Source organism: Furfurilactobacillus rossiae DSM 15814, from assembly GCF_000428925.1.
GTDB classification, from domain to species: Bacteria; Bacillota; Bacilli; order Lactobacillales; family Lactobacillaceae; genus Furfurilactobacillus; species Furfurilactobacillus rossiae.
In genome coordinates this window covers 69,069-82,151 of record NZ_AUAW01000005.1, presented here as the reverse complement: position 1 = coordinate 82,151, position 13,083 = coordinate 69,069, and the positions used below count along the sequence as shown (strand labels likewise).

Below are 13,083 nucleotides of genomic sequence, written 5' to 3'. Positions count from 1 at the left end.
CCCAGAGACCTGTTCGGCAACAAACCCAATTTTTTCTATTACATTGTCGCAAACGCGCTCTCACCCACTGAAGTCTGTACATAACCCAAATACGCCGCCATAAAGACAAAGTTCGTCTTCATGACGGCGTATTTACGTTATTGCTCGACTTCAAACCGTGGGTGATCACACTCTAAAATAAAAAAACCGCAACCCCATCATTTTCATGACGAGATTGCGGGACTAAATGCTTTTTGATGTACTGAATTAGAGACGATCAGAAAAGCCTACCAACCGAAATTACTTAGCCTTTGGAGCTGCTTCGATCGTGTCAGTCTTACCAGCAGCCCAACGTTGGATTGCGGCAATTTCTTTTTCACGGCGAATACGACGTTGACGTTTAGCAACGGGACGTTGGCCGGCGAATGAGTTCAATGGTTTCTTTTCTGCCATGATGCTTCTCCTCTCAATACTGTGTTTAATAACACGTAATACTATACCAGCTTTAGACAACGTGAGCAAGTCCGGTTTAGTCATCAATGTAATAACCGCACCACAAACGGCCATAATAATTATTTTATTTTGGTCACGACCTCGTTCACACGCTACCGTTTTAACCGGACGTATTACTCTTCCACAGCCGTTGAAGCCGTGACCTGCTTAAAATTTTCTGGCTCCGTTTTTGCAACGTCTTGATGCTTCAAACCGATACCAGTCAAGCCACTTAATATAGAAAATACTGGTGACAATAAGCTAAATAATGCGAATGGTAAGTATTGCATCGTTGGAACACCAAGCGTGTTGGCTGCGAACACGCCGGCAACCCCCCACGGAATCAGGTAGTTAATAACCGTTCCGCCATCTTCAAGTGCCCGTCCTAATGCGACAGGAGCTAATCCGGATTCGTCAAATGTTTTCTTGAATGCCTTACCTGGAAGGATAACGGATAAGAATTGTTCACCGATGAAGATGTTAACGCCAATACTTGAGAGAACGACCGCAATGATCCGTTTGCCATCGGAGTTTAAATGCTTCGCAAACGGCGTCATCACAGCGTCAATCAGTCCAAACTGCATCAACAAACCACCAAGTGATAAGGTCAACACGATCAGTGAGACCGTTCCCATCATGCTTGCAATACCGCCACGTGATAATAATAAATCAACTTCTTTATTACCGGTGTGAGAAACAAATCCTGCTTCAATGATGCTAGCAATTTTGGTTAACTTAGTGCCTGGATGCTCAATCAGTAACATCACCAGCGAAACGCCAATGTTTAAAAATAATGTTGGAATCGCTGGCACTCGCCGCCATGCGCAAATGAACATGCACGCAATCGGCACAATCGCCCAAGCTGAAATAGTAAAGTTGTTGTCTAAAATGTTGATGACATGATTGATGCTGGCTAGACTAGCACCCTTTTCGCCGCTTCCCATAATGGCAAATACAACTAACGCAATAATAAATGCAGGAATGGTGGACCACATCAAGTTCATAATGTGTTTGAATAAATCAGCATCAACAACCGCTGCAGTTAAGTTGGTTGATTCGGATAACGGTGACGATTTATCACCAAAAACTGCGCCGGAGATAATCGCGCCGGCCACTAAAGCTGGGTTAACGTGCATCGTAACGCCCATCCCGAAGAACGCAATGCCGACTGTAGAAATAACGGTAAAAGCACTACCAACGGCGCTACCAACCAGTGCGCAGACGACAAATACGGAAGGAACGAACCACTGAACACTGATTAAATGAAAACCGAAAACCATCAAGGATGGAATGATGCCAGCAGCAATCCATGTACTAATTAACGCACCAACCAGAATGAAAATGAAAATTGGGACAATCCCGGTTTCAATCCCATCCTTGATTCCTTCGTTAATTAACGACCATGGCAAACGGTGAGCCACACCCCATGCCATCAATAATCCCATAACTAACATAACGGGAACTTGGGGCGACAAACCAAATTTAATCACGCCAAATCCCATAATTAACAACATGCCTAGTAAGACAATTAGTGCTTCGTTACGACCAACTTTAAATGTTTGTTTTTCCATGTGAATACCTCATTTTTTGAATGTCCAAATTGTTGTAAACGTTGAGTGTCATTCATTGAGGTTCTATATCGAGGATTGCCCCCACAATTTTCTGTCATTTTCCATTGGCCCCCTTTTCTCTCTTTTTAATGCCGGGCTGCGGCACCATTCTCCTAAATGTGCACCTAACCTCTGAATCCTGTGCATAAGCTGTAAGTCAAGACATCCGAAAAACCGCCGAATATCTCGTCTTTCTTCTTATTGCTCGGATTCAACCCGAAGTTATGCAACACTCTAAATACAAAAAATCGTCCCTGCTATGCAATTATGCATAACAGGGACGATTAGTTTACCGTGGTACCACCCAGCTTAATAAAATGAGCCTAACGCCCATTATATTCACTCTCGCTGGGATAACGGTCCAACGGTGCCCGGTCATTTTCGTTTTCAGGTATTTCGATGAGATGATCCTGATCGGTTCGCAGCAACCACCGACTTCCTGACACACAGATCATTCACTACTAGGTTTGAAAACAATGATTAAATGTTGATTAGAAATATACTAGCATTTTAATCGTTTGTCAAATAATTTTCCTAATTTATTCTTCACAACCATGCGCCAATTGCAAACAGGGCAGTGTACCCAATGTAAAATAAAGATGTATTTTTAATCACTTTCATGTACGTTTTCTGCTTGTCTTGAACTGCGTAGAACGGTTTAATTCCTTGCCACATAATCGGCAGCAACACCACGCTTAGCACAGTGATCCACGGTGCTAATCCAAAAACCAAGTTTACAATTGGCCATAAGCTGCCAACAACCAGTAAGACTTGCATCACTTGGACGGCTCGTTTGCGACCAATGAAAAAAGCCAGTGTATGACGATTGTTTTTGATATCCTCGTCAAGATCCGCCGTGTTATTTCCTAATTGAACAGTAAAGAACAACAACGTAATTGGTAGACATAATGCAAACGTCGTACCCGCCACGCCCCATGTAAACGGACGCTGGCCGTAAATGCTGATGTAAACACAGACGAGTTCAATTAAATATGTAATGGAAAAAGCAACCACAGTTTCACAAATCGGCATGGCATTTAATGGATAGGGTCCCGCGGTATAGAAAATACCGATTAGGTAACCAATAACCCCAAACAACAATACCGGCCATCCAGTACGCATGACTAAAACCACGCCAGGAATTGCAGAAATAATGTACAAGGCAACCGCTAGCCACCACACGCCACGCTTAGGCAAATGCAACCGGCCAATTGGGTTTGTATGTGCAGCGTATCCTTCACGGTCCGCGGCATGTACATAGTCATAGTAATTATCGGATACGTTAACTGCCAGGTCAAAAATGAACACATCCGCCAAACACAAAATAACGTTAAGCCAATTCACCACGCCATAACGATATTGAGCAATGGCAGAACCCAAAATGAACCACATAATATTTAACGGTGCGATATAAATCTCACTTAGCGTGACAAATACCGGCCACGTTAACCATTTTTTATTCATCTCTAACTCTCCTAACCCCTTGATACTCTAAGGCTATCACATTGCACACAACTTTTTATCACATTTTTTCAAACAATCGCACCATTTTGTTTGACCTTTTTTGACCTTTGGGTTAAACTACAATTACGTTGATTAGCAGAGCACCATTACAAGTGCTAAATAACAACGCAAATTACAAGGAGGCCTCAATTATGGCTTTGATTCCAACTGTTATTGAACAGTCCAGCCGTGGCGAACGTGCCTACGACATTTACTCACGACTATTAAAAGACCGGATCATTATGGTTTCCGGACCAATCGAAGATGACATGGCCAACGCCATCATCGCTCAATTGCTCTTCTTGGATGCCCAAGATTCTGATAAAGATATTTACATGTACATTAACTCACCCGGTGGTGTTATCACTTCCGGAATGGCAATCTACGACACCATGAACTTTGTTAAGTCTGATGTTCAAACGATTGTCATGGGAATGGCTGCTTCAATGGCTTCCATTCTGGCAACTTCTGGTGCTAAGGGCAAACGCTTTGCCTTACCACACTCAGAAATCTTGATTCACCAACCTTCTGGTGGTGCTCAAGGTCAACAAACTGAAATCGAAATCGTGGCTGAAGAAATTCTGAAGACACGGAAGATGATCAACAACTTGCTGGCTGAAAAGACTGGTCAAGACATTGAAACTATCAACAAGGATACTGAACGGGACAACTACATGACCGCTGAGCAAGCCTTAGATTATGGTTTGATTGACCACATTATGACTAACTCCAGCGAAATGCAAAAGTAGTCATAATAAGCAAGCAAAGACCTTCGTCAAATGACGAGGGTCTTTTTTGCGTTTACAGTAAATTGAGGAGGCCATATTTGTTCATTGACCATTTTTAACACCGTCCTGATGATAGGGATTATCAGGACAACCAGTCATGTATATTTTTAGTTGAGCGCTTCTAAACGGCCATTGTTCAGTTGGTAGTGACGATCATACTTTGACAATAATTCGTGTGGAATATGATGGTCTACCTCGATCACTGTCAAATTAGTCAACGACAACAGTGTGTCATGAATCTGTCTTACCGTTGCTGAATCAAGGGAAGCTGTCCCCTCATCAATCAACAACACTTGTCGTTTAAATAACAATGCCCGCGCAATTTCAATGCGCTTTAACTGACCGCCTGAAAGATTTTTACCATCTTCGGCTATTTGCTGATTCAGCTTGGATTCTTTGATGACGTCACTGAGTCCAGCCTGTCTGACGGCTACTAAAATCGCATCCTCAGAAAATGGCATCCCTAAAGTCAGGTTATATCGGACAGTCTCGGCAAAGATAATCGGTATTTGTGAGACCTTGCTAAATAGATTTTCTACCTGAGCATCGTCATATTCCTGACCATTGAGTAACAGCTGTCCGTTTGTAACTGGCAACTCCTTTAACATAATCGACAGCAATGTTGATTTGCCTACCCCAGATGGGCCTTGAATCAACACTTTTTCGCCCTTCTGAACTCGCAAGTTAACGACATTTAAAATATCGCGATGTTCACGTTTAAAGCTGATATTTGTCAATCTCAATTCCTGAAACTGTGCCGATTTCATGGGCAACTTCGCTGTTACGCCTTCTTTGGAAATACTTCGACGCAACTGTTGGCGAACATCCTTAGTACTTCCAATCTGGTTAATACAAGTCAGCATTTGATTGACGCTGTTTAAAATCATGTTGGTTGAATATTGGACTGCAACAAATTCCGGTAACGTTAATATTCCCGAAATAGTCAGGTAGATACCGATGGCAATCGGCGTTTCTGAAAATAGATAAAACAAATACATTAGCAGACTGTTAGCCAGTGCAATGCGATTCTTAAGCGCAGCATTTGCCTCTTCAACACTACCGACATCCCTGAGTAGCTTAGTTCTGTAACCAGCCTCAGCATGATAGCGACGAATGGTCATTGCCCCATGTAATAGGTCCTTTACGCGTGTTGCCAACTGTGCATTTTTTTGTGACCAAACGGTTGCTTTAGTCGTCGTTCCTTTACTTGCCAAACGCTGAAAGACCATTGGCACCAACATAAACGCTAAGAAAATCCCGGTTAGCCGAAAGCTATTGTGTAGTGCATACCCCGTGGTGACCAAAATTGTCGTGCCATATCCTAATAATCGAAACACGTTGCGCCAATAATTATCCTCGAGTAGCTTCAAATCATTCATTAAAAATGATAGACCATTTGCTTCGAAATCCTGCTGGCTGGGATCATCTCGCTCGACCTTTGCTTCTACATAACGGGTTTTTAGACGTAAATTGATAAACGCCACATTTTTATTGACTACCCAGCTTTGCTGGTATGACAAAAGCGAAAAGAATAAATATCCGCCTAGAACGATCGCCAGATAAATCCCGACGCCGGCCAAGTCACGCGTAGTAATCAGTTTAAAAATATAGGCATAGGTAGCCGTGTTAAAAGGAACTTCTAAACCATTGATCAGCGCCACAACAATAGCGATGCTGAACCAACCGCGATGAATTATTTTGGTCATGCAATCTCCCCCATTCGCTCTTTATTAAAGCGAACCTATCACTGCTTGGGAGGCTACAACAACACCTTATTGTTAATATTTGCGTATATGCAAATTTATTTCTACCCACTAACCAGACTGTTTCTTTCGGCTTGAATTAGTTATTCTGAACCGCCTTCATTAGCATGCGTTGGATTCTTTCAAATGGCACGTCCGCCTCAGTGTACACACCTTGCCGCAAGTTGTCCGTGTGCAGTTTGATCGTCGAAAAAATAATGTTTCTAAGTAGTGAAATATCCACTTGCCGCAATGTTTTGTCAGCCAGCCCTTTAAATAACAACTGCTGTACGGCACTTTGATGAACGATGACATTAATTTGCTCACCAGCCTGCTCGTCAAAGGCGTAATCCTCTTTTAACTTTTGAATGATCGTCATACTTTTAGGATAGGTCAAACCATAGTGAAACAGTTGCTCAAGATACTGTTTCATTGCTGTTTCAAACGACAGTGAACGCAAATCTTCCCCGCTGTCCTGAGCATACAAACGCTTCAATTCACGGACATATAGTGTAAGTAACAGTGCCTCACGATTCTTGAAATAAACGTAGATACTAGACTGGGAAATGCCAACTTGCTTAGCAATTTTTGTAGTTGAAACTGCACCGACACTATCGGTAATAATCAGATCGCCAGCAACATCAAGAATGCGATTATATTTTTGGTCGTCTTTTTTCTTCATCTTTCTGATCCCATTTCTTTAAAAGTAATTTATTTTAGTTTACCACTTGATACCGATAAGTCTATCGGTTATAATCTTTACCGATAGAGCTATCATTTATAAAACAAACTTTATCAAATAAATGAAATTTAAAAAGAAGGCACTTATTATGAAAGTTTTTGTTACAGGTGGTAATGGCTTCATTGGTCAGGTTGTTGTTAAAACCCTAATTGAACATGGTCATGAGGTTCTTGCACTGGCTCATTCAGATCATTCGGCTCAACAATTAACTCAGGCAGGCGCCACACCCGTTAAAGGCTCACTGGACGATTTAGATGGCTTATCAACGGCCGCAAAGAGCAGTGACGGTGTTATTCACCTCGCCTTTACTAATGATTTTAACCATTATGATGAAGCCGTCGCTAAAGACATGGCTGCTGTCAAAGCGTTAGGCGATGCTTTAGCCAACACCGACAAGCCACTAGTTAATACATCTGGCACCTTAATGGCGGTTGGCATGGGCCGCACTGCTACCGAACAGGACCATATGGCACATCCCGTTGGTCGAGCAGCTTCCGAAGCACTGGCGCTCAGTTATGCGCAACAGGGCGTTCGCGCCAGCGTTGTTCGTTTGGCACCAACAGTTCATGACATTCAGCGTCAAGGATTTGGTAGCATTCTAGCTCAAATGGCGGTTAATCACGGTAAGATTGGCTACGTCGGTGATGGCGCCAATGTTTGGCCATCCGTTCATCGTAACGATGCAGCACAGCTGTTCGTGGCCGCATTAGAAAACGGCGAGGCCGGCGCGACCTATAACGCGGTTGCCGAAGAAGGTGTTCCTGTAAAGACCATTGTTGAAACAATTGGCAACACGTTGCGTGTGCCGGTAGAACACTTTGATGAAGAGACTGCTAAGGCCTACTTTGGCTGGTTTGAACCTACCGTTGTCGGCAGTAATCCCACCAGCAGCACGTGGACTCAAGCGGCGTTGGACTGGCATCCGCACGAAACAGGTTTGCTTGACGATTTAAAGACATGTTTGAGCACCCCCGCCAATGTCGCCGCACTGCAACAGCCACGCAATTAACTCGAGCATAAATAAAATGACCGGTTTCCCAGTTAAAGAAAATCGGTCATTTTATTTATGCTCACATCAAACTACAAACACGACAACTACGCTGAAATAATGTCATCCTCACGCAGTTTATCAGCGAATTCATTGATTTTCCGCAAACGGTGATTAACGCCAGACTTGGAAATTGGTCCTCCCGGAATCAGGTCACCTAGTTCCTTCAAACTCACTTCACGATTGGCCAATCTAGTCTCGGCCATGGCCTGAAGCTTAGCTGGTAACTGACCTAATCCAACACGCGATTTGATGTACTCGATGTTATCAATTTGGCGAGAACTGGCAGATGCGACTTTCTCCATGTTCGCCGTCTCACAGTTAACAAGCCGATTGACTGAATTACGCATGTCACGCATAATGCGAACATCTTCAAACTTTAGCATGGCATTGGTTGCTCCAATTAAGGTGAGAAAATCAGAAATTTTCTCGCCTTCCTTAAGATAAGTAATGTAGCCACTTCGACGATTGGTCATTCGGGCGTTCAAGTCATACTGATTCATTAACTCACAAATCTGTTGATTCTGTTCTTCATACAAAGAATAAACCTCGAGATGATAACGACTGGTGTCCGGGTTATTAACCGAACCACCTGCCAAAAATGCGCCTCTTAAATACGAGCGAACTTCGCTATCTTCGGTAAGCACATTTTGTGGCACCACCTCTTCGATTCCCATGTCACCTAACACATGAAGATCGTTTAAAACTTGTTGCGTACCGGTCTTTAGCCGCACGACATACATGTTGTTTTTCTTAAGTTTGACGTTTTTACGAACAATCAGTTCTGCTTCCAAACGGTAAAACTGCTTTAATAATGCATAAATTCGTCGAGCAATCGCCGGATTTTCCGTTTGCACGTTTAACACAAACGCGTGGTTAACAATGCTGACCGCGCCGTTCATGCGAATCAAGGCCATTAATTCAGCCTTACCATTCGCCGCGTGCACCTTTAATCCAGTCAGCTCTTTTTTTACGTCACTGGCATAGGACATCGTGCTGCCTCCTTTTTTATCACCTTATCAATCAAGGCAGTTATTGAATATGTTTATGTGCAAGCAACTTCATCAGCTCAGCAACCACTTTGGTCCCGTCGTGAAAAGCACCTGCATCCCGTAACTGTAGTAAATTGGCTCGAATTGAGCGGACACCCATCCTGGTCAATTCGTCGGTATCAGATGTCACTTGTGTTGACACCTCGTTCCAGCGTTTCCAATCCATGTAATCCTCTGGAACCCGTTCGGTATTCACAAGGACTGTATCCACGAAATTGGCGCCCAAATGCTTGTTTAATACCTGAACATGATCAGCATCAGTAAAGTGATCCGTTTCACCCTTCTGCGTCATAATGTTACAAATATACACAACTTCCGCAGGAGTATGCATAATTGCCTCGCCCACGTTTGACACCATCAGGTTTGGCAAAATGCTTGTAAATAGACTACCAGGTCCCAACACGATCAAATCGGCGCCTAAAATGGCATCGATTACGGCTGGCATGGCCTTAGCAATCTCATCGTCAGAATCTGGCTGTGGTGTGACCCACACCCGTTTAATCTGTTTGTGGGCAGCCGTGATTTCAGCCTCACCGGCGAGTTGCGTGCCATCGGTAAACTCAGCGTGAAGCACCAACGGTTCATTGGCAACTGGATAAACATGCCCATCTACATGCATCATTTCGGACAGTTCCTGAACAGCGCCAAACACGCCATGCTCCATTTCAGTAAGCGCCGCGATAATTAAATTACCAATCGCATGACCGGAGAAGAAGTTATCGTTAGCTTCAAACCGATACTGAAAAACCTTCAATTCCAATGGTGACAGCCGCGACAAGGCGGCCATGACATTACGAATATCACCAGGTGGCACAACGTTAATATAGTTCCGAATGATTCCCGAAGAACCACCGTCATCTGCGACCGTCACAACGGCAGTTACATCGACGTCCTGCTTATGCAGGGAATTAAGGACAACGGGCAAACCCGTGCCGCCGCCAATGACAACTACCCGTGGCCGCCGCTTCTCCATGATTTCTTTCATGAGCGGTTAACCGTTTCCTTTCGTTTCTCCACGTCACGATGACTGACATGGACGCGATAGTCCTGACTTAAATCTTTGCCTAGTCGCTCTGTGATAGCGACTGACCGATGTTGCCCACCAGTACAACCAATTGCAACGGTCAAACTGGTTTTGCCCTCTTTTTGATAGCCAGGCAAGGTCAGTTTTAACAGCTCTAAAAATTGTTTGTAAAAAGATTCCGTGGCTGGCTGTTTCATTACGTAATCATAGACGGCAGGGTCACGACCAGTTAATGATTTTAACTCAGGTACATAATATGGATTTGGCAAAAAACGAACGTCCATCACGATATCCGCATCGATCGGCAAACCATATTTGTACCCAAACGACAAAATTTCAACATGAAATTCCGACTGTTTATCTTGATTTTCAAATTGTTCAAAAATATCTTCGCGTAGCTGACGTGGCGTCAAATGATCCGTGTTGATGACCAAGTCTGCCCGTTCCTTCATTTCCGACAGCAAGCTTCGCTCCTGATGAATACCATCTAAAACGCGGCCATCCATGGCTAATGGATGTGCCCTCCGAGTTTCCTTGTACCGTGCCACTAATTCGGCATCAGACGCATCGAGAAATAATACCGATGTATCTACCGTGCCAGTGCTTAAGGAAATTGCAATCATTTCCTGTAGGTCATCAAAAAATTCACGTGAACGTAAATCTACGACAAGCGCAACTTTTTTAACATTTCCTGACTGCCTAACCAACTGCCAAAACTTTGGCAATAGTTTGGGTGGCATGTTATCCATAACAAAGTAGCCCAAGTCCTCAAAGCTTTGCATGGCAACCGTTTTGCCAGCACCACTCATCCCTGTAATAATAACCAATTTCAGTTGTTGTGCCACTTCTTTGCCCCCTTACGTCGCCGCTTATTGCTTTTCTTTGCTCAGCTGACGACGTCACTTGTAACAGTATAACATACCGGGTGTGTCTTTTTATTCATCTGCATCTACTTTAGTTACTATTGGCTTTTTTTGTGACTGTTGTGACTGTCGATGCCAACGCCAACTAGCTACTGCTGCCGTCATTGGCACCGTAATGAGAACACCGATAAACGATAACAACACCATTAACAATTCCGCAACAAACACCTTGTCATTAAAAACCTCACCAATTGAATAGCGAAGACCGACGAACCATATGAACAACGATAAGAAACCACCAAAAAAGCCGAAGAACAAAGTATTAAACGTGGTCCCAATAATCTGTTTACCGACGTTCAAACCATCGCCAAACAGACGTTTTCCGGTTATTGTAGGCTGTTGCATTTCAATCTCCGATAGACCTGATGAAATGGCCATAGCTGCCTCAGCAATGGCACCTAATGTGCTTAACACAACGGTGCATATTTCGACCTTCAAAAAAGAAATGCCAATATACAGCGACATGCCTTCCAAGTCTTCACTGTCCTCATCCCCGAATCCAGCGACCTGCGCCCAGTGCTCCACAGGCACAATAAACAACAAAAGTAATAACATCACGATAACGGAAGCGTAAAAAGCTGTCGTCGTACTGTTGTCATCATCATTCCCAAAGAAAATCGTCACAGCCAATATAATCGTCCCAGCAACTAATGTGACAGGTAGTGGCGGCAAGTGAAACTGAACTAACACGATGGTTAAAAACAACAACGCAAAGTTAACACCGAGACTGACAAACGCAATTGCCCCCTGTTTACCACCCACAGCCCACATGGCTAAGAAAAGCAACAATGCTAACACACTAAAGGTTGTCATCTGTCATCACCTTCTTCTTCATCAATCGGCTTGCAACGAAACTGGCCACTGGAATGGCTAATACAATTCCTAGACCACTGATTAAACTTTGAATAACCCCCATCGACATATTCATCATGTAAGTATATCCCCAGTTATTACCATTCTTTAAGTACAAGAGTGTCAACGGAAAGGTATCGGCTACAAAGATAAGGAACAGCACGTTGATCAAAGGTCCCATAATGGAGCGACCAACGTTTCGTCCTGATAAAAATAGCTGGTTTCTACTAACATCTGGACGTTCAGCTTGCAGTTCAAACAGTGTTGCCACGATATCTGTTGACTCATCCATCACCGCCCCTAAAGACCCAATCAGTGTCTCTGCTAAAAACAAGGGTCGCGGCAATGTGGTCACATACTGAAGCCCTTCATAGTGCATACCCCGTTCATGGGTAAGTGCGAACACAATCAGGCTGATTAAAATTGCTAACGCCGTCCCGGATAATGTCGCCGTTAGCGTAATGACCGTTTGTCGACTCCAACCTAAAACCAGCCACAGCGTTAAAGCTGCAAAAGCAACACTAATTAGACTAAAAATGACAAACACATTGCCATTTTTTAAACTCAAATCAATGTTGATTGCTAAGAAGAACAGCACTGCATTTAGTCCAACGGATAACAATGCCATAAAACCGGCCGAGCGCATAAAGATAAACAGCAAACTGATTACAATCCAGGTCAGTAAAGCGACAACGGTATCTCGTTTTGGTCCTTTAATATTCGACTGTTGACCTCGAGTTAGTTTTGAAATGAATACCTGATTGCCCACGCGATAGGGTTGATCCATTGCCCCGGAACGACTGTATGTATTGCTTAAAGTAATCTTTTGTCCCTTGTGAATTGTGTTAATCAAAACTGCATTGATCCGCTGATGGACTGTTGCATCTTGATTTTCAAACTCATCTTGTTGTTTGACAGGGCGTTCATTACGTACATTAGTAATTTTAGCGATTGGCCGTTGATAAATTGGGGCATCGTAAGCAACGCCTAGTACCAACAGTCCGCCAAACAAGACACAAACTAGGGTTACCCACCAGTTTGCAGAGTGTTTTGGTTTAACATTCATGTGACGATTTCCCCGCTTTCAAAAATAAACGCAAGCACCCTAACCCAACTCGTTTTTTCATAAATCTACGTTTCATTCTACCACCCGCACTAACACGTCTTTCAAAACGTAACTAAAACTAAACTTGCCAACGATTTTTTAACAGTAATTAATAATTGTGAGCAATTTTGTGTCTAAAACAAAAAAACTGTTTTGATTGATTGACCAAAACAGTTCCGTTGTTGTTTTAAATAGAAGGCTAAATTGTGAATCAATATTAAAT

Annotated in this window: 12 protein-coding genes; 2 read left to right on the top strand and 10 right to left on the bottom strand. The window is 43.3% G+C overall.

Annotated elements, in window-relative coordinates; all coding sequences use genetic code 11:
- Positions 1-279 precede the first annotated feature (279 nt).
- The 3 genes from G400_RS16425 to G400_RS0103945 all read right to left on the bottom strand — a co-directional run bounded on the left by G400_RS16425 (position 280) and on the right by G400_RS0103945 (position 3,545).
- On the bottom strand, positions 280-432 hold the full coding sequence (locus G400_RS16425) for a hypothetical protein (protein WP_017262184.1): 153 nt from the start codon (positions 430-432) through the stop codon (positions 280-282).
- A gap of 173 nt (positions 433-605) precedes the next feature.
- Positions 606-2,042, bottom strand: a complete 1,437-nt coding sequence (gene nhaC, locus G400_RS14405; RefSeq protein ID WP_017262183.1) for a Na+/H+ antiporter NhaC — start codon at positions 2,040-2,042, stop codon at positions 606-608.
- Positions 2,043-2,627: 585 nt separating this feature from the next.
- Positions 2,628-3,545, bottom strand: a complete 918-nt coding sequence (locus G400_RS0103945) for a prenyltransferase (protein ID WP_017262182.1) — start codon at positions 3,543-3,545, stop codon at positions 2,628-2,630.
- 191 nt (positions 3,546-3,736) lie between these two features.
- Between G400_RS0103945 and clpP the strand changes: the two genes are divergently transcribed.
- Positions 3,737-4,333: an ATP-dependent Clp endopeptidase proteolytic subunit ClpP gene (clpP, locus tag G400_RS0103940; protein ID WP_017262181.1), complete on the top strand. Its 597-nt coding sequence runs from the start codon at positions 3,737-3,739 to the stop codon at positions 4,331-4,333.
- Positions 4,334-4,479: 146 nt separating this feature from the next.
- Here clpP and G400_RS0103935 read toward each other — a convergent pair whose 3' ends face one another.
- Together G400_RS0103935 and G400_RS0103930 are read right to left on the bottom strand one after the other, a co-directional pair.
- Entirely contained in the window at positions 4,480-6,078 is a 1,599-nt protein-coding gene (locus tag G400_RS0103935) for an ATP-binding cassette domain-containing protein (RefSeq protein ID WP_017262180.1), read from the bottom strand.
- 136 nt (positions 6,079-6,214) lie between these two features.
- Positions 6,215-6,796, bottom strand: a complete 582-nt coding sequence (locus G400_RS0103930) for a TetR/AcrR family transcriptional regulator (RefSeq protein WP_017262179.1) — start codon at positions 6,794-6,796, stop codon at positions 6,215-6,217.
- A 148-nt stretch (positions 6,797-6,944) separates the two neighbouring features.
- Here G400_RS0103930 and G400_RS0103925 point away from each other — a divergent pair, with 148 nt between their 5' ends.
- Positions 6,945-7,865 (top strand): SDR family oxidoreductase, encoded by a 921-nt coding sequence (locus tag G400_RS0103925; RefSeq protein ID WP_017262178.1) that lies wholly within the window; start codon positions 6,945-6,947, stop codon positions 7,863-7,865.
- A gap of 86 nt (positions 7,866-7,951) precedes the next feature.
- Here the strand turns inward: G400_RS0103925 and whiA are convergent, their stop codons facing one another.
- From whiA to G400_RS14400, 5 genes are all read right to left on the bottom strand, one after another.
- Positions 7,952-8,896: a DNA-binding protein WhiA gene (whiA, locus tag G400_RS0103920; RefSeq protein ID WP_017262177.1), complete on the bottom strand. Its 945-nt coding sequence runs from the start codon at positions 8,894-8,896 to the stop codon at positions 7,952-7,954.
- A 40-nt stretch (positions 8,897-8,936) separates the two neighbouring features.
- Positions 8,937-9,941 (bottom strand): gluconeogenesis factor YvcK family protein, encoded by a 1,005-nt coding sequence (locus tag G400_RS0103915; protein WP_017262176.1) that lies wholly within the window; start codon positions 9,939-9,941, stop codon positions 8,937-8,939.
- On the bottom strand, positions 9,938-10,825 hold the full coding sequence (rapZ, locus tag G400_RS0103910; RefSeq protein WP_017262175.1) for an RNase adapter RapZ: 888 nt from the start codon (positions 10,823-10,825) through the stop codon (positions 9,938-9,940). The genes G400_RS0103915 and rapZ overlap by 4 nt, the downstream gene beginning before the upstream one ends.
- A gap of 90 nt (positions 10,826-10,915) precedes the next feature.
- Positions 10,916-11,716: a YibE/F family protein gene (locus G400_RS0103905; RefSeq protein ID WP_017262174.1), complete on the bottom strand. Its 801-nt coding sequence runs from the start codon at positions 11,714-11,716 to the stop codon at positions 10,916-10,918.
- The gene (locus tag G400_RS14400; RefSeq protein WP_017262173.1) at positions 11,703-12,821 is read right to left on the bottom strand and encodes a YibE/F family protein; all 1,119 of its coding nucleotides are present in this window, start codon (positions 12,819-12,821) and stop codon (positions 11,703-11,705) included. Before G400_RS14400 ends, G400_RS0103905 begins: the two co-directional genes overlap by 14 nt.
- Positions 12,822-13,083: the final 262 nt, after the last annotated feature.